The sequence below is a fragment of the Catellatospora sp. IY07-71 genome, assembly GCF_018326265.1.
GTDB lineage: Bacteria > Actinomycetota > Actinomycetes > Mycobacteriales > Micromonosporaceae > Catellatospora.
Genome location: NZ_AP023360.1, coordinates 7,945,860 through 7,963,067, shown reverse-complemented (window position 1 = coordinate 7,963,067; position 17,208 = coordinate 7,945,860). Strand labels below are relative to the sequence as shown.

General features: G+C 72.7%; 16 protein-coding genes. 8 read left to right on the top strand and 8 right to left on the bottom strand.

What is annotated here, in order from left to right:
* Window positions 1-80: 80 nt before the first annotated feature.
* Window positions 81-1,112, bottom strand: coding sequence for a neutral zinc metallopeptidase (locus CS0771_RS35655; protein ID WP_212845087.1), 1,032 nt, complete (start codon window positions 1,110-1,112; stop codon window positions 81-83).
* Window positions 1,113-1,262: 150 nt separating this feature from the next.
* On the opposite strand from CS0771_RS35655, the gene CS0771_RS35650 reads away from it, so the two are divergent.
* On the top strand, window positions 1,263-2,861 hold the full coding sequence (locus CS0771_RS35650) for an ABC-F family ATP-binding cassette domain-containing protein (protein ID WP_212845086.1): 1,599 nt from the start codon (window positions 1,263-1,265) through the stop codon (window positions 2,859-2,861).
* Between the two features lie 103 nt (window positions 2,862-2,964).
* Here the strand turns inward: CS0771_RS35650 and CS0771_RS35645 are convergent, their stop codons facing one another.
* The gene (locus CS0771_RS35645; RefSeq protein WP_244871228.1) at window positions 2,965-4,278 is read right to left on the bottom strand and encodes a hypothetical protein; all 1,314 of its coding nucleotides are present in this window, start codon (window positions 4,276-4,278) and stop codon (window positions 2,965-2,967) included.
* A gap of 137 nt (window positions 4,279-4,415) precedes the next feature.
* Here CS0771_RS35645 and CS0771_RS35640 point away from each other — a divergent pair, with 137 nt between their 5' ends.
* From CS0771_RS35640 to CS0771_RS35630, 3 genes are all read left to right on the top strand, one after another.
* Window positions 4,416-4,643, top strand: a complete 228-nt coding sequence (locus CS0771_RS35640; protein WP_120315961.1) for a helix-turn-helix domain-containing protein — start codon at window positions 4,416-4,418, stop codon at window positions 4,641-4,643.
* Window positions 4,644-4,688: 45 nt separating this feature from the next.
* Entirely contained in the window at window positions 4,689-5,441 is a 753-nt protein-coding gene (locus tag CS0771_RS35635; protein WP_203741432.1) for an enoyl-CoA hydratase/isomerase family protein, read from the top strand.
* A gap of 237 nt (window positions 5,442-5,678) precedes the next feature.
* Complete coding sequence (locus CS0771_RS35630; protein ID WP_212845085.1) at window positions 5,679-7,649, top strand: ABC transporter ATP-binding protein; 1,971 nt, start codon at window positions 5,679-5,681, stop codon at window positions 7,647-7,649.
* A 109-nt stretch (window positions 7,650-7,758) separates the two neighbouring features.
* Here CS0771_RS35630 and CS0771_RS35625 read toward each other — a convergent pair whose 3' ends face one another.
* The 5 genes from CS0771_RS35625 to CS0771_RS35605 all read right to left on the bottom strand — a co-directional run bounded on the left by CS0771_RS35625 (window position 7,759) and on the right by CS0771_RS35605 (window position 11,804).
* Window positions 7,759-8,244 (bottom strand): hypothetical protein, encoded by a 486-nt coding sequence (locus CS0771_RS35625; RefSeq protein WP_212845084.1) that lies wholly within the window; start codon window positions 8,242-8,244, stop codon window positions 7,759-7,761.
* The gene (locus tag CS0771_RS35620) at window positions 8,241-9,065 is read right to left on the bottom strand and encodes a DUF692 domain-containing protein (RefSeq protein WP_212845083.1); all 825 of its coding nucleotides are present in this window, start codon (window positions 9,063-9,065) and stop codon (window positions 8,241-8,243) included. The genes CS0771_RS35625 and CS0771_RS35620 overlap by 4 nt, the downstream gene beginning before the upstream one ends.
* Window positions 9,062-9,985: a TIGR04222 domain-containing membrane protein gene (locus CS0771_RS35615; protein ID WP_212845082.1), complete on the bottom strand. Its 924-nt coding sequence runs from the start codon at window positions 9,983-9,985 to the stop codon at window positions 9,062-9,064. The genes CS0771_RS35620 and CS0771_RS35615 overlap by 4 nt, the downstream gene beginning before the upstream one ends.
* Before the next feature lie 47 nt (window positions 9,986-10,032).
* A complete protein-coding gene (gene ddaH / locus CS0771_RS35610; RefSeq protein WP_212845081.1) occupies window positions 10,033-10,800 on the bottom strand; it encodes a dimethylargininase in 768 nt (255 codons plus the stop codon).
* Between the two features lie 431 nt (window positions 10,801-11,231).
* Window positions 11,232-11,804, bottom strand: coding sequence for a TetR/AcrR family transcriptional regulator (locus CS0771_RS35605; protein WP_203746230.1), 573 nt, complete (start codon window positions 11,802-11,804; stop codon window positions 11,232-11,234).
* 209 nt (window positions 11,805-12,013) lie between these two features.
* On the opposite strand from CS0771_RS35605, the gene CS0771_RS35600 reads away from it, so the two are divergent.
* From CS0771_RS35600 to CS0771_RS35585, 4 genes are all read left to right on the top strand, one after another.
* A complete protein-coding gene (locus CS0771_RS35600) occupies window positions 12,014-13,438 on the top strand; it encodes a DUF2637 domain-containing protein (protein ID WP_212845080.1) in 1,425 nt (474 codons plus the stop codon).
* 82 nt (window positions 13,439-13,520) lie between these two features.
* A complete protein-coding gene (locus tag CS0771_RS35595; protein WP_203746234.1) occupies window positions 13,521-14,189 on the top strand; it encodes an HAD family hydrolase in 669 nt (222 codons plus the stop codon).
* A gap of 174 nt (window positions 14,190-14,363) precedes the next feature.
* The gene (locus CS0771_RS35590; RefSeq protein WP_212845079.1) at window positions 14,364-15,290 is read left to right on the top strand and encodes a serine protein kinase RIO; all 927 of its coding nucleotides are present in this window, start codon (window positions 14,364-14,366) and stop codon (window positions 15,288-15,290) included.
* 73 nt (window positions 15,291-15,363) lie between these two features.
* Window positions 15,364-15,951 carry a hypothetical protein gene (locus CS0771_RS35585; protein WP_212845078.1) on the top strand — a complete coding sequence of 196 codons (588 nt, stop codon included), beginning with the start codon at window positions 15,364-15,366 and terminating at the stop codon, window positions 15,949-15,951.
* A 197-nt stretch (window positions 15,952-16,148) separates the two neighbouring features.
* Here the strand turns inward: CS0771_RS35585 and CS0771_RS35580 are convergent, their stop codons facing one another.
* Window positions 16,149-17,111, bottom strand: coding sequence for a pirin family protein (locus CS0771_RS35580; protein ID WP_244871227.1), 963 nt, complete (start codon window positions 17,109-17,111; stop codon window positions 16,149-16,151).
* Window positions 17,112-17,208 lie beyond the last annotated feature (97 nt).

Below are 17,208 nucleotides of genomic sequence, written 5' to 3'. Positions count from 1 at the left end.
GGCAGTCGGGCGTATCGAGAGTCAAGATACGCCCGACTGCCAGGCAAGTCGGTGGACCTTCGCGAGGTGGTGGGCGAGCGTCAGCGGGAGAAGGTGTCGCACTGGCGGGGGTCGCCGGTGGAGTAGCCCTGGTAGAACCACTGCTGGCGCTGCTCGGAGCTGCCGTGGGTGAAGGCCTCCTGGTTGACGCGGCCGCCCGCCTTCTGCTGGATGGCGTCGTCGCCGACGGCCGCCGCGGCCTCCAGGGCCTGGTCGATGTCCTGCTGGGTGACGCTCTTGAACAGCGGCTGGCCGGTGGCGTCGGTGGTCTTGGCGGCCGCGTTCGCCCAGACGCCCGCGTAGCAGTCGGCCTGCAGCTCCATGGCGACCGAGTACCTGTTGGCGTTGGCGGGGTCGCGCTGCTGGGCGCGGCGCACCTGCGCCTCGGTGCCGAGCAGGGTCTGGATGTGGTGGCCGTACTCGTGGGCGAGCACGTACGCCTGCGCGAACTGGCCCTTCGCGCCGAAGCGGTTGGCCAGCTCGTCGTAGAAGCTCAGGTCGATGTAGACGTGGTTGTCGCCGGGGCAGTAGAACGGGCCGACGCCGGCCGTGGCCGGGCCGCACGCGGTGGACACCGAGCCGGTGAAGAAGCGGGTCGTCGCGGGCGTGTACTGCTGGCCGAGATACTGCGGCATGGCCGCGCGCCAGTACGCCTGGACCGAGTTGATGTAGAGCAGGTTGCGGCAGGCCGGGTTGTCGAACCGGTCGGGGTTCGAGCGGTCGCACTGCTGGGCCAGGGCGGTGCTGTTGACGTCGTTCGGGCCGGGCTGCTGCCCCGGCTGCTGGCCGGGGTTGAGCCCGCCCACGCCGCTGAACAGGCTGGAGCCGCCGCCGGTGCAGATGAGCAGGCCGACGCACAGGGCGCCGACCAGCAGCACGGCCATGCCGACCTTGCTGCGCATGAGCATGGGCAGCAGGCCCGCGAGGCAGCCGGCGCCCGCGCCGCCCATACCCCCGCCGCCGCCCCCGCCGCCGAACGGCGGGAAGCCGCCCCCGCCGCCGCCTCCGCCGCCGGAGCCGCGCATGTCCTCGACCTGTGACGGGTCGAGCTCTGCGTTCTCGTTGATGCTCACGTCCGTCAGCGTAGGCAGTTTTGTGGTGAATCACACCCAAAATGGGGCGGCCCGGGGTAAAGCCCAGGCGAGCTGCCGCGCGCGGCTCGGTAGAATGGGCAGTCCTTCCTCGTGCCACCCGGTGGCCCACCCCTGACCTGGGAGAGTTACATGATCACGGCCACCGGTCTGGAACTGCGCGCGGGCGCGCGCATCCTGCTCGGGGACACCACCCTGCGGGTGCAGCCCGGCGACCGCATCGGTCTGGTCGGGCGCAACGGCGCGGGCAAGACCACCACGCTCAAGGTGCTCGCCGGCGAGGGCACGCCCTACGCCGGGAAGATCGACAGCCGCGGGCCGGTCGGCTACCTGCCGCAGGACCCGCGCACCGGCGACCTCGGCATCACCGCCAGCGACCGGGTGCTGTCCGCGCGCGGGCTGGACGTGCTGCGCAACGAGATGAAGGAGCTGGAGCCGAAGCTCGCCGACGACGAGCGCTTCATGCGCCGCTACGGGCAGCTGGAGGACCAGTTCTCCGCGCTCGGCGGCTACGGCGCTGAGGCCGAGGCCGCCCGCATCTGCTCGAATCTCGGCCTGCCGGATCGGGTCCTCCAGCAGACCCTGGGCACGCTGTCCGGCGGCCAGCGCCGCCGGGTGGAGCTGGCCCGCATCCTGTTCCGGGACGCGACCGAGACCGGCGGCGGCATCCTGCTGCTCGACGAGCCCACCAACCACCTCGACGCCGACTCCATCACCTGGCTGCGCGGCTTCCTCGCGGGCCACAAGGGCGGCCTGATCGTCATCTCCCACGACGCCTCGCTGCTGGAGGCGGTCGTCAACAAGGTGTGGTATCTCGACGCCAACCGCTCGGTCGTCGACTCGTACAACATGGGCTGGAAGACGTATCTCGAAGCCCGCGAGACCGACGAGCGCCGCCGCAAGCGGGAGCGGGCCAACGCGGAGAAGAAGGCCGGCGCGCTGATGGCGCAGGCCGACAAGCTGCGGGCCAAGGCCACCAAGACGATCGCCGCGCAGAACATGGCCAAGCGCGCCGAGAAGATGATCGCCGGGCTGGACGAGGTGCGCGCCGCCGACAAGGTGGCCAAGGTGCGCTTCCCCACCCCGGCCGCGTGCGGCAAGACCCCGCTGACCGCGGAGGGACTGTCCAAGTCGTACGGTTCGCTGGAGATCTTCACCGACGTCAGCGTCGCGGTGGACCGCGGTTCGCGGGTCGTCATCCTGGGCCTCAACGGCGCCGGCAAGACCACGCTGCTGCGCATGCTCGCGGGCATGCTGGAGCCGGACACCGGCGAGGTGAAGGCGGGTCACGGGCTGCGGCTGGGCTACTACGCCCAGGAGCACGAGACGCTCGACGTCGACCGGACCATCCTCGACCACATGCGCTCGGCCGCCCCGGAGCAGACCGACACCGAGCTGCGCCGGATCCTGGGCGCGTTCCTGTTCAGCGGGGACGATGTGGACAAACCGGCCGGGGTGCTGTCCGGCGGCGAGAAGACCCGGCTGGCCCTGTCCACCCTGGTCTGCTCCGGCGCCAACGTGCTGCTGCTCGACGAGCCCACCAACAACCTCGACCCGGTCAGCCGCGAGCAGGTCCTCGACGCGATCGCCCGCTACCCCGGCGCGATCGTCCTGGTCACGCACGACCCCGGCGCCGTCGCCGCCCTCAAGCCCGACCGCGCGATCCTGCTCCCCGACGGCGACGAGGACGCCTGGAGCGACGACCTCCTCGAACTCGTCGAGCTCGCCTGACAGACAAGGAAGGGCACCTTCGTCGGCTCGCGGAGCGAGACGAGCAGCAGCTCGGCTCGTTTTCCGTAGAAGAAGGTGCCCTTCTTGACGCGCCGCCCATGCATTACCAGGGCGTCGACAGGACCGCTTCGATGACCATCGCGGAGGCGGCGCCGACGGCGACCAGGAGCAGGGGAGCGGGGACGGGGTCGCCGCCGGGGCGTTCCGGGGCGACGGCGGCGATGGTGAGCCAGGGGAAGTACGGCAGCCAGGCGTGTTCGACGCCGCCGCGCGCCAAACCGGCGCCGACCGAGAACAGCACCGCCGTGGCCGCGCCGACCAGGAACGGCCAGCCGGGGGTGTTGCGCACCTTGCGCAGGCTCGCGTACAGCGGCGGGCCCACCGCCAGCAGCAGCGCGCACACGCTGATCAGGCCCCACCACATCGCGCTGCGATGCGGCTCGATCCGTTCGGCGAAGTCGGCGTACGCCGTGCCCAGCCCGTCGGTCCAGGTGAAGCCGAGCCGGGCCGCGCCGAGCACCGGCAGCAGCACGCCCAGCCCGGCGAACATGTTCAGGGCGGCCCGGCGCCGCGCGAAGTTCAGGAACACCACGGACAGCCCGAGCCAGGCCACCGCGTACGAGAACAGCGCGGCCACGCCGAGCAGCAGCCCGGCCAGCACCGCCCACAGCGCCGCGCGCCAGCCGTGGCGCCGGGTGGCGCGCACGCCGGCCAGCGTCATCGCCGCGCCGAGCGTGGCCACCACGGCGTCCATCGACACCGCCGTCCACACCGCGTACGGCGCCAGCGCCAGCAGGGGCGCGTACGGGCGCGCGGCGGCCTCGCCGCTCATGTCGCGTACGGCGGCCAGCACCATCGGCACGGACAGCGCGCCGACCGCGGTCACCAGCAGGCCCAGTGCGAGGTGGTCGGTGACGCCGAGCCGCTGCACGGCCCACAGCAGCAGCACCGGCGCGGGCGGGTGGCCGCGGGTCGCCGTGGTGTGCTCGGCCGAGCGGCCCGTGAAGGAGCTCAGGTACGCCAGCGGATCGTCGCCGACCTCCTGCACGTCACCGAGGTAGCTGTCCGGGGTGAGCGAGCGGGTCAGGCCGTCGGCGCCGTCGACGAGGGCGAGCGAGACGGCCCACGCGAAGAACGCGACGGTGGCCCCGGTGCTCACCGCCCACCACGGCAGTCGATGGATCCAGCCGCGCCAGGCGGCGCCGAGCACGACGACCGCGACGAGCGGCGCCAGCAGCGAGGCCGGCGACAATTCGAAGCGGTAGCTGCCGAGGAACGGCGCGCTGGCGGTGCCGAGCCGGGCGCCGCCGCGCACCGCCAGCCAGGTCGCCAGCAGGCCGATGCACACCAGCACGAACCAGCCGAACAGGTCTCGCCGTTCGCGGTCGCGGGTGCTCAGGGGGTCAGCGGTGGTCACGGTCGGACACGCTATCGGGTACCCGACAGCACCGTGCGTGTCGGTTGGCATGGAATTGATATCTAGCGCATGATCGTCGGAGGCGGTCTAATAGGTTGGACCGCATACCGCATCGTCCGGGACGTGAGGATTTCAACATGGCAGCCACCGGCACAGCTACCACCACCGAGAAGGGTCGCCGGATCGTCGGGACCGAACGCCAGACGCTCGCCAAGGACCTCGTGAAGCGCTACACGTCGGGTGAGTCCATCCGCGCGCTGGCCGCGTCGACTGGCCGTTCGTACGGATTCATCCACCGGGTGCTCACCGAGTCCGGTGTCGCGCTGCGGCAGCGCGGCGGAGCACGTCGGCGCAAGAAGGCATGATTCGCCCGCGCCACGCCGAGCAGTGGGAGCCGGCCGATGCCTGACATGGCAGCGACCGGCTTTCGCATGACCGTGGACGGTCCTGTCGCGACGGTGACATTGGACCGCCCGGAGGTGCGCAACGCGCAGACCCCGCAGCTCTGGACGGGTCTTGCCGCGGCCGCACGGGGGCTTGCCGGCGATGTGCGCGTCGTGGTCGTACGCGGAGAAGGGCGGTCCTTCTCCGCGGGCCTCGACCTGAAAGTGGTGCAGGGCGGCGAGTTCCAGGAGCTCGCCACGCTCGACCCGGAGGAGTGCGCGGACCGGATCGCCGGTTTCCAGCAGGCCTTCTCCTGGCTCCGCCGGCCCGACCTCATCACCATCGCGGCGGTGCAGGGCCACGCCATCGGCGCCGGCTTCCAGCTCGCGCTGGCCTGTGACCTGCGGATCGCCGCCGACGACGCGCTCTTCGCGATGGCGGAGGTGACGCTGGGGCTCGTGCCGGACCTCACCGGCACCAAACGCCTGGTGGAGCTGGTCGGCTACGCCCGTGCGCTGGAGCTCTGCGTGACCGGGCGCCGGGTCGGGGCCGCCGAGGCGGACCGGATCGGCCTGGTCAACCTGGTGGTGCCACGTGACGAGCTGGACGCGGCCGCGGCCGATCTGGCCGACGCGGTGCTGGCCGCGCCGCGGGACGCGGTCGTCGAGATCAAGGCCCTGCTGGCCGCGGCGAGCGGCCGCGGCTATGCCGAGCAGGAGCGCGCCGAGCGGGAGGCGCAGACCCGCCGCATCCGCGATCTGGCCGGGCTGGGCGAGTAGCAATCCGCCTCCCCGACGCCGATCGTCCCTTTCCGCGTTCGTTGATACGCCCTTTCGGGTGTCCTCCCCATGGCTGATTCGCGATGGTGGAAAGGATGGTTCCCACTCATTCCACCGGACCGGCGACTACACCGCGCGACTGGTGCGCCCCGGACGGCGGAATAGTTAATAAGCCCGGCTAAGGAATTTTCACTCCGCGCCGCACGTTAACCGGCACGGCAGGGCTTAGAGGGAGGTATGCGGGTGAGTTTCGGTGGCGGCCCCGGCGGCGGTATGGAATCGCTCATGCGGTCGATGCGCCGCGGGCAGAGCGTGGAGAACCGCAAGATCGGCAAGTTGACGGCGCGGCGGATCCTGGGCTTCGCCCGGCCGTACCGCAAGGAGATCACGATCTTCCTGCTGACGGTCGTGCTGGCCGCGGTCATCGGCGTGGTCACCCCGCTGCTGGCGGGCCGGGTGGTCAACACGATCGTGCCGGAGAACGGCGCGCCGCTGGCCGCCGACGCGGGCCGCACGGTGATCGTCATCGCGCTGGTCATCGCGGCGCTCGCCGTGGTCAGCGCGCTGCTGTCGCTGGCCGAGCGCTTCTACTCCAGCCGGATCGGCGAGGGGCTCATCTACGACCTGCGCACCCGCGTGTACGACCACGTGCAGCGGATGCCGGTGCAGTTCTTCACCCGGGCGCAGACCGGCGCGCTGGTCAGCCGGCTCAACAACGACGTGCTGGGCGCCCAGCGGGCGTTCACCTCGACGCTGTCCGGCGTGGTCGGCAACATCATCCAGCTGATCCTCACCGCCGGCGTGATGCTCACCCTGTCCTGGCAGATCACCGTGCTCTCGCTGGTGATGCTGCCGCTGTTCATCCTGCCCGCGCGCCGGGTGGGGCACCGGCTCGCCGCGATCACCAAGGAGTCGTACGACCTCGACGCGCGCATGAACGCCACCATGACCGAGCGGTTCGGGGTGGCCGGCGCGCTGCTGGTGAAGCTGTTCGGCCGCCCGGAGGTCGAGGCGGGGCGGTTCGCCGAGCGCGCCGGGCGGGTGCGCGACATCGGCGTGCAGAGCGCCATGTACTCGCGCACCTTCTTCGTCGCCATGATGCTGGTCGCCTCGCTCGCCCAGGCGCTCGTCTACGGCCTGGGCGGCTGGTACGCCGTACAGGGCGTGCTGGACGCGGGCACCGTCGTCGCCCTCGCGCTGCTGCTGGTGCGCCTCTACGGCCCGATCACCGCGCTGTCGAACGTACGGGTCGACGTGATGGGGGCGCTGGTCTCCTTCGACCGCGTCTTCGAGGTGCTCGACCTGCCGCCCGCGATCGCCGAGCGGCCCGACGCGGTGGACGTGCCGCCGCGCGCGGCGAAGGTCGAGTTCCGGGACGTGACCTTCCGCTACCCGGCCGCCGCGGAGATCTCCCTGGCCTCGCTGGAGGACGTGGCGACCCTGGAGCGCGCCGCCGCCGAGCCGGTGCTGCGCGGCGTCTCGTTCACCGTCGAGCCGGGACAGCTCGTCGCGCTCGTCGGCTCGTCCGGCGCGGGCAAGTCCACCACCTCGATGCTGGTCAGCCGTATGTACGACGTGACCTCCGGCGCGGTGCTGGTCGGCGACGTGGACGTGCGCGACGCCACGCTGCAGTCGCTGCGCGACACCATCGGCGTGGTCACCCAGGACGCCCACCTGTTCCACGAGACCATCGCGGAGAACCTCCGCTATGCCAAGCCCGACGCCACCGACGACGAGCTGTGGGCCGCGCTGGCCGCCGCGCAGATCGACACCCTGGTCCGGGCCACCCCCGACGGCCTCGACACGGTGGTGGGCGAGCGGGGCTACCGGTTCTCCGGCGGCGAGAAGCAGCGCATCGCCATCGCCCGGCTGCTGCTGAAGGCCCCGTCGATCGTCATCCTGGACGAGGCCACCGCGCACCTGGACTCCGAGAGCGAGGCCGCGGTGCAGCAGGCCCTGTCCACCGCGCTCGCGGGCCGGACCGCGCTGGTCATCGCGCACCGGCTGTCCACCGTCCGCGAGGCCGACCAGATCCTGGTCCTCGACGGCGGCCGGATCGTCCAGCGCGGCACCCACGAGCAGCTGCTCGCCCAGGGCGGCCTCTACGCCGACCTGTACCGCACCCAGTTCGCGGCGACGGAGTCGCCGCGAACCCGGCAGCTCAGCGCCGTCACGGACTCCCCACGCCTCGCGGACACCCCCGCCTGACCCGTCACGCGGGCTTGATCATCCGACTTGCCCGGCGAGTGGCCGAATGCGCGCTCAAGATACGCCCGAGTGCCCGGCAAGTCGGACGATCGAGGCAGGGCGGGACCGGTCAGGGGGCGCGGCGCAGGTTGCGGGTGAGGGCGCGGCCGCGCCAGCGGACGAAGAGTTCCCCGGCGTGGAGGCGCAGCGCCGGGCCACGTCTCGGCTTCGGCGCGGTCGTGCCGTCGTACTCCCACAGCAGCTCGCGCAGCGCCAGCTCCCGGGCGGCGGCGGGGTCGCGGGGCGGCAGGGCGCGGGCGTAGTCCCAGCCGTCGCGCAGCGAGCCCTGCGGGGCACGCCCGGCCGCCCAGGCCCCGAACGCGGCGGGCCAGCCGCCGGGGTGGGCCGCCGCGGAGGTGGCCAGCCGGGGCCAGTGCCGCGCCACCTCCTCCGCGCGCTTGCGCAGCAGCGCCTCCCGGGTCGCCGCCACCGCACCGGGGTCGAAGCCCTTCGGGGTCACCGCTCCGGCGACGAGCGAGCGGACCAGCTCCTCCTGACGCCGGGCGAGGCCGCCCACCTGGTCGGCCGGATCCGGCTGGCGGGCGGGGCCGGTCATGTGATCGCCGGGTATCCGGTCGCGCCGGCCAGCGCGTCCAGTTCGGCGCGCAGCGCGGCGGCGGGCGGGTAGGAACCGTCCCGCTCCAGCAGCACCGCGGGCGGCCGCTGCCGCTCGCACAGCGCCGCGAGCAGGTCCAGCACCTCTCCGGGCACCGGGTCGGTGTGCGTGTCGTGGTAGCGGCCGTCGCGCACCCGGCCGCCCGCGACGTGCACGTACGCCACCCGCTCCAGCGGCAGCCGGTCCAGCAGGTCGAGCGGGTCCTCGCCCCGGTTGCGCGCGTTGGCGTACACGTTGGCGACGTCGAGCAGCAGCCCGGCGCCGGTCCGCTCGAGGATCTCGGTGAGGAACTGGGCCTCGGTCAGCTCGTCGTCCGGCCAGTCGAACAGCGCCGCGATCGGCTCGAGCGCCAGCGGCACGTCCAGCTCGGCGGTCGTGCGCCGCACGTTGGCGACGACCGCGTCGACGGCCTCCCGGCTGCGCGGCAGGGGCAGCAGGTGCCCGGCCTCGACGCCGCCCGCGCGCACGTACGCGATGTGCTCGCTGACCAGGGGGGCGCCGGTGGCGCGGGCGGCCTGGGCGAGGTGCTCGACACGGTGCGGGTCGACCGGCTCCGCGCCGCCGAGGGACAGCTTCACCCCGTGCGGCACCACCGCGACGCCCGCGCCCCGCAGCGCGGCCAGGGAGTCGGGCAGCTCGCCGGAGTGCGGCAGCGACTCGGCGATCACCTCGACGAAGCGCAGGCCGGGCAGCCCGGCGACGAACCCGGCGATCTCGGGGCGCCAGCCGATGCCGACGCCCCGGTCCGCCAAGGGGGTCATCCCCCGCACCCGCCTCCGCAGCCGCCGCCTCCGCAGCTGCTGCCGCCGCCGCAGGACGAGCCGCCGCTGTCGCCGCCGCCACCGCCGTCCCCGCCGGACGAGCCGCCGTCGGCCCACCCGCCGCTCGCGCCGTGGTCCTCCCGCTCCTCCGGGATGGCGGATTCGCCCGCGAAGGCAGGGTCGGCGGCCCACAGCACCGCCGCGCCGAACAGGCCGACCGCCAGGGCGGTCTGCGCCGGGCCGTACGTCGAGAACGCCGGCTTCATGCGCGGGCTCAGGTGGGCGTAGTGCCGGCGGGTGTCAGCCAGGGCACGGTCGGTGGCGCGGGTGCGCACCGGGCGCCGGGAGACCAGGATCAGGCCGAACACGGCGACCGCGATGGTGAGCGGCACCAGGAAGCCGACCGGGCGGTCGTTGGCCAGGCCCGCGATGACCCGGACCACGCCCAGCGCGGCGAGCGCGAGCAGCAGCAGCGGCCCCCGGCGGGCGCGGGCGATCGTCTCCGCGCTGACCGCGAGCCCATTGCGCTCCAGGTCGGCGCTGATGGTGTGCAGGGCCGACGCGACGCTGTGGTCGGTGCGCAGGTCGGCGGAGCGTACGCCGTTGCCCGCCGCGTGCAGCACGGCCGCGTCGAGCGGGCTCGCGCCGGGCGGCAGCCCGCCGGTGCGGCGCAGCCGGCCCGAGCTCTCGCTCTCCAGCACGCCGTGCTGGCGCAGGAAGGCCAGCGAGGCGTAGACGGCGCGCGCGGGACCGCCGGTGAGGTACGCGGTGTGCTGCGGGGTCAGCTGGTCGATGCGCACCCGCTCCGGCCCCGCGAACGCCCGGGAGCGCAGGACCAGCGTGGCGACCAGCACGACGGCCGCGGTGGCGGCGTACAGCGCCAGGAACGTGGGGCCGGGGATGCCCCAGGTGTCCGCCATGGGAGCTCCTTCGTCGAGGGTGCTCCCATGATGGACCATGGCCGCCACTAACGGCGGATCAGGACGCTCAGGCAGGTCACGCAGCCTTCGAGCTTCTCGAACTCGCCGATGTCCACCACCACCGGCGTGAAGCCCAGGTCTGCCAGCAGCTCGGCGGTGCGCGGCGCGGACGCGGCCAGCAGCACCCGGTCGCCGCCGAGCGGCACCACGTGGCAGCCGCCCTCCTCCTGCACCGGCCGCACCGCGGGGAACAGCTCCACCGGCACCAGGTGCGGCAGGGCCAGGAAGGTGCCGTCGGGCAGTGCGGTGACCGCCGACTTCAGGTGCAGCACCTCGCCCAGCGGCACCGCGATCACGGTGCGGCCCAGCGGGGCGAGCAGCTCGCGCAGCTGGCGGATGCCCTCGCCGTTGGTGCGCCCGCCGCGTCCGACGTAGACGGTCGAGCCGACCTGCAGCACGTCGCCGCCGTCGAGGGTGCCGGGGCCGGTGATGTGCGCGACGCGCAGGCCCAGCTCGCGCACGGCGGTCTCGGCGCCAGCGATCTCGGGGCGGCGCTCGGGCGCGCCGGGGTGGGTCAGCACGGCCAGGTCCTCGCAGACCACCACGGCGTCCTCGACGAAGACGGCGTCGGGGCAGTCGTCGGCCGACGGCGCGGGATAGACCTCCCACCCGGCCGAGGCCAGCGCGTCGGCGTACGCCATGTGCTGGGCGCGGGCCAGGGAGAGGTCGACCTCGCTGCGGCCGATGTGGGTGACGATGCCCTCGGGCAGGCGCGGGCCGGGTTCGCGGACCAGCGCGACGGTGCGGTTGCTCATCTCTTACGCATTACCAGCACGACGACCAGCGCGACCACCGCCACGACGGCCAGGCAGCAGACGCTGCTGAGAACGAGATGCCACGGTTTGAGGGCGCCCATGGTGCCGCACTGTAGTGCCCCGAGGCTCGCGGAGAAAATATCTTGTCGATCCCGTGATCGCGTGGATAGTGTCGGCGGTACACGGGAAAGGAGGTGGTCCAGCTTTGAGTAGCTACAGGACACGTGAGGTGGCTGCCCGCTAAGCGGCTGTCATCGACTGCACTTCTGTCGATACCAAAGGTTCGACTGGAGCGTCGAGGCCGTGTGTCAGCGGCTTGGCGAATCCACGGGAGCCACCCGAACCCCAGGGGTTGTCCGGTTTTGTCCAACCGGCCCGCACACCCGTGCGGAACCCTGGGGTTTGTTCCGTTCTGAGACCGGATGACCGGTTCAGCGGCGGCGGACCGTCTCCTCGATCAGGTCCAGCACCGGCCCGAAGTCGTCGGCCGAGCCGCCCATCGCCAGCCGCTTGACCAACCCGTCGTACGCCAGCTCCAGGAAGTGCGTGAGCACGTCCAGCGGCACGTCCTCGCGCAGCACGCCCGCCGACGCCTGGCGCTTGAGGCGCTCGCGGGTGGCGGTGTCGATCGCCTCCGAGTGCTGCGCCCAGCGCTGCGCGAACGCCGGGTCGGTGCGCAGCCGCCGGGCCACCTCCAGCTGGGTGCCGAGCCAGCCCGCCGCGTCCGGGTCGGCGGCGTGCGCGAGCAGGTCCCGCATCACCTGCACCAGGCCGTTGGCGGCGACGGTGGCGGCCATCTCGACCGCGTCGTCCTCGGCCACGGCCAGGAACAGCGAGTCCTTGTCCCGGAAGTGGTGGAAGATGGCGCCGCGGGACAGGCCGGTGGCCTGCTCCAGCCGGCGCACGGTGGCGCCCTCGTAGCCGTAGCGGGCGAAGCAGGCTCGGGCCGCGGCGAGGATCTCGTGGCGGCGCGCGTCGAGCTGGTCCTGACTCACCCTGGGCACAGGCCGATCTTCGCAGGTCGGCGGGACACATGCAATCCGTACGTACGGCTTGACCATGCGTGACAGATCTGCGACGCATCGCGCGTGTCCCCGCCGCATGGAAGAATCCTCCGCGTCCACCGGCGCGTTGAACGCCGGGGGCAGTAGGCGACGCCAGGCGGATCGGTTGCGGGCCAACAGGTCCGTTGCCCGCCGGGGAGGAACGAGCTGTGGATCTGGGGCAGTTGACCGCGACCTGGGTGCCCACCTGGGTGATGGTGCTGGTGGTGTCGGTGCTGACCGCGTCACTGCTGATCGGCGTGCCGCTGGCCCGGTCGGCGGGCATGCGGCGGGGCAGGCGGCTGGCCCATCCGGAGGCGTACGGCACGCGCAAGGAGCGGGCCAAGGACACCAGCCTGTTCCTCGCCGCGCTCATCCCGACCCTGCTGGTCTGGCTCGCCGTGATGGGCGTGTCCTTCATCGGCCTCACCGGCTTCGCCGCCGACGTCATGGGCTGGGACCACTGGACCAACGTGCTGGTGCCGCTGAGCCTGGACGGCATCAGCATCTCCTTCGGCGCCTGGGCGTTCGTGGCGGTCAAGCGCGGCCGCCACCCCGGCCGGGCGTACAAGATCGTGCTCGCCGCGGCGACCGTGTCGGCCACCCTGAACTTCGTGCACGGCCGGGACAAGTGGTCCATCTGGGCCGGCCTCTACCTCGCCTTCCTTTCCTTCGCGGGCATGGCGATGTTCCACGAGCTGCTGGACCAGTTCATGGCCAGCTACGACGACGAGGTGGCGCTGAAGACCCGCTACCCGCGTTTCGGCCAGCGCTGGCTGTACGCGCCGCTGTCCACCTTCGCGGCCCGCCGCGCCTGGATCGTGTACCCGCCCGCCGAGGGCACCCGCCCGACCGTGCGCAACGCGCTCGCCCACCGCGAGGACGTGCGTGAGGCCAAGCGCCAGCGCCGCCTGCACGGTGCGCTGCTGGTGCGCGAGGAGCAGCAGGCCAAGCTGGTCGAGGTGCACGCGAAGGCGGAGGTGCGCCGGGCCCGTACGGCGAGCTGGCGCGGGGGACAGGTGCCGGGCGCCACGCCGCTGGTGCCGCACCAGCCCATGTCGCACCAGGCCGCCACGCACCCGAACGGATCACCCGCGCACGGCCTCCACCAGAACGGAGTCCACCAGAACGGGTCCCACCAGCCGGGGCAGCACCTCGTCGCGCCGTCGCAGGAGCTGCCCCAGACGGTGCCGTACCAGCCGACCCCGGCCGAGCCGCCCCAGCCGCAGGAACCGGCCATCCGGGCACCGCAGGTGCCCGAGCGCGATGAGCGCGGCACGATCCTGGACCCCGCGCTGCGGGGTCAGCTCGAGTCCGTGTGGAGCGCCCCGGGCGGCGGCCGGGAGCCGATGGGCCACCGGCCGCTGTCCGACACCAGCGAGATCACCTCGCGCGGCATGCTCAACCACATCCAGGAGCCGGTCCAGCGGATGATCGCGGAGGTGCTCGCCCGCGGCGAGGAGATCACTCCGGCCCACGTGCGGGAGTGGGCGGCCAGGGAGTACGGCCGGACCCCGTCCGAGAACTGGGCCAGGAACCAGATCAAGGCTGCACGGCAGCGTGACACCATCGGGGTCGACGCCGATCTGAGGTAAACGCGAGATCGTTTTCGTTTCCGCGTCGTTTCGGCACGCGGGGGGCTTCACCAGCGTGTCCTGAGTCACGTAAGGTGCCCGCGTGCCTTTGTTGCTGTTGGACCTCGACAACACACTGGTCGACCGCGCAGGCGCCTTCCGGATGTGGGGTGCTCGGTTCCTGTCCGAGATCAGCGCCCCGACGTACGACATCGACTGGCTGGTGGACGCCGACGCGGACGGTCTCACGTCGCGCTGGGATCTGGCCGACGCGATCCGCGACCGCTACCGACTGCGCAACTCCGTGATCGACCTGGTCGAGGAGTTGCACGAGGGGCAGATCGAGTGCACGCGGCTGGACCCGATGGTCGGTGCGGCGCTGCGCATCGCCGCCGACGCCGGCTGGGTGCCGGTGATCGTCACGAACGGCGAGACCCGCCAGCAGGAGGCGAAGATCCGGCGTACCGGCCTGGACCGCTTCGTCGCCGACTGGGTGGTCTCGCAGGAGGTCGACTGCCGCAAGCCCAACCCGCGCATCTTCGAGATCGCCGCGGAACGGGCCCGGATGCGGCTGCGCGGGGCCTGGATGATCGGTGACAGCCCCGAGGCCGACATCGGCGGCGCGACCACCATCGGCATACCCAGCGTGTGGATACACCGGGGCCGCCAGTGGTCTGAACGCCGGTTCGGCCCCACCCGCATCGCCGAGGGCGCCATCCAGGCCGTGGCCGCCGTGCTGGCCGCCGATCCACCCCACCGCATGATGCGCTGAATAAATCGGTTGACAGGTGCCGCCGCGTTCGCCAGACTCGGCGGCGTTGTTTCGTGCCCCCGGGATCGCCGTGGGCGGAGAGAGAAGGGAGATGAGCCGAATGGTTGCCGCTGTCGCTGTGCGCTGCCCGCAGATCGCCTCTTTCTTCTTCTCTCCGACCAAGGAGCACCTCCAGTGCGAGAGCACGACTTTCCGCGCGCCGGTCGCGGTAACCGCCGGAACCGTTTCGACGACGACGAACTGACCTTCGAGAAGTCGTACGCCGAAGAGATCGAATGGGACGAGACTCCCGACAAGCCTGAATTCGGCGACCGCTGGTCCACCTGGGATCTGTCGACCCCGACCGAGCGCGGGCCCGCGCCGCACCCCGACTGGCTCGTCACCGAGCTGGCCGCGGTGGACGTCGAACGCGGCGTGCTGAAGACCGGCAAGGAGGCCGACGTCTTCCTGCTGCACCGGCACATCCCCGGCACGCAGCGGGGCTGCCTGCTGGCGGCCAAGCGCTACCGCAGCCACGACCACCGCATGTTCCACCGTGACGCGGGTTATCTCGAGGGCCGCCGGGTCCGCGAGTCCCGGGTCAACCGGGCCATGGCCAGCCGCAGCTCGTTCGGCAAGGAGGCCATCGCCGGGACCTGGGCGGCGGCCGAGTTCGGCGCGCTGGTCCGGCTGTGGGAGATCGCCCAGCAGCTCGACGTCGCGCCGTTCACGCCGTACCCGGTGCAGATCCTGGGCACCGAGGTGCTGCAGGAGTTCATCGGCGCGCCCGACGGCACCGCCGCGCCGCGGCTGGCGCAGGTGCGCACCGACGACGCCGGGCTGGCCGACCTGTGGCAGCAGCTGGTGCTGGGGCTGACCGTGCTGGCCCGCGCCGGGTACGCGCACGGGGACCTGTCGCCGTACAACATCCTGGTCCACGAGGGGCGGCTGGTCATCATCGACCTGCCGCAGATCGTGGACGTGGTGGCCAACCCGCAGGGCAAGCGTTTCCTGGCCCGCGACGTGCACAACGTCGCGACCTGGTTCACCGCCCGCGGCCTGACCGGCCTCGACGAGCAGGCCCTCACGGCCGAACTCCTCGCCGAGGCGGGCGTCCGCTGACCCGCCCCCACCCGGCCGCGCCCACCTCCGTGGCGCGCGGCCGGGCCGGGCCGGGCCGGGCCATGATCGCGCGATGTCTTCGTTCACCTATGTCGCCCCGTTCCGGTTCGGCCGGCTCACGCTGTCCATGCTCGCCGTCGGCACGCTGGCGGTGCTCGCGGGCCTGCTGCTCGAGCTGGGCGAGGACGCCCGGGTCGTGCTCGTCGCCGGCGGCGCCGCGCTGCCGGTCACGCTGCTCGCGCTGTACCTCCCACTGATCCTGGGCCGCAAGCCCGGCCTGCGGGTCGACACCGACGGCATCCTCTTCGGCGGGCGGCCGCTGATCTATGCCCGCACGTCGGCGTTCGTGCCGTGGTCGACGATCAGCGAGATCTACCTGTTCCGGGTGCACCAGGGCCTGTTCATCACGACGTACGTCGGGGTGCAGGGCCGGGCCGGGGTCGCGCCGCTGCGCCCGTCCATGCCGGCGAGCGTCGCGGCCACCATCTGGCACGTGCCGACGGAGGTGGTGCTGTCCAGCCGCCCGGCGTTCGGCTGGCGGCTGGACAAGGCCGCGCTGACCGCGGCGGTGGGCTACTTCGCCCCGTCCGTACCGGTGATCGACCTGACCGAGGCGGCCCCGATGCAGCGCCAGCTCCGCGAGGCCCCACCGACCGCCTGACCCACGCCCACCCGCCCGCTCTCGACGATGATCGTCCGACTTGCCTGGCACATGGGCGAACGCAGGCGCAAGATGCGCCCGTCTGCCAGGCAAGTCGGACGATCATGGCAGGGCTGGGCAGGGCAGGGCAGGGCCGGGCCAGGCCGGGCCGGGCTGGGTTCGGGGGCGTGGCTGGGCGCGGTGTCTGGGCGGGGCCGTCAGCGGCGGCGGCCGCGGGGCTTGAGCTGGGCGTTCGGGAGGACGGGGGCGGGCAGCGGCGCCCCGTCGTAGCCGTGGACCTCGCCGAAACGCGCGTCCGCCGCGGTCCACTGCTCGCGTGCGGCGGCGATGTCGTCGTGGCTACGGCCGACGAAGTTCCACCACATCACGATCTCCTCCTCGAACGGCTCCCCGCCGAGCAGCAGCACCCGGGCCGTCGTCGCCAGGGTGGTGAGATCCAGCGTGGTGCGCTCGCGGCCTAGGTAGAGCAGGGTGCCCGGGGTGAGTGGCACGCCGTCGACGTGGGCGGCGCCGTCCAGCACGAGGGCCGCGTACTCGAAATCGGGCCGCAGCGGCAGCGTGAGGGTGGCGTCCGCGGCCAGCGCGGCCTCCGCGCCGACGATGGGGGTGTACGCCGTCGCCGGCGACTCGGCACCGTCCAGCTCGCCCATCAGCACGGTGACCGTCGCCCCCGGCCGGGTCAGCACCGGCAGGTCCGCGTGGTGCGCGAACGCGGGCGCGACCGCGCGGGCGTGCTCGGGCAGCGCGACCCACAGCTGCACCCCGTGCAGCGGGCCGCTCCGGTCGGCCGGGGACTCCTCGGAATGCGCGATGCCGTGCCCGGCGGTCATCAGGTTGAGCTGCCCGGGACGGATCAGCGCCACGCTGCCGACGCTGTCGCGGTGCAGGATCTCCCCCGCGACGAGCCAGCTGACGGTCTGCAGGCCGGTGTGCGGGTGGGGCGCGACGCGCATGTCGTGGTCGGCCGGGCCGTACTGGTCGACGAAGCACCAGGCGCCGACCATGCGCCGCTCCTTGTGCGGCAGCGTCCGGCTGACCGCCATCCCGCGTGGGCCGCCGAGCACCACCTCGCGCCCCGGCATCAGCTCGTGCGTCGGCCCGTCCGGCACCTGCTCGTGCCCGCACGGCGTCTCGACCGGCGCCGCCTCAACGTTGCTCATGCAACGACCCTAGCCCGCGCCCCGCGGGCCGCCCACGAAGGAAGGGCACCTTCTTAACGCTTTCCGTAGAGGAAGGGCACCTTCTTAACCTCTCCCG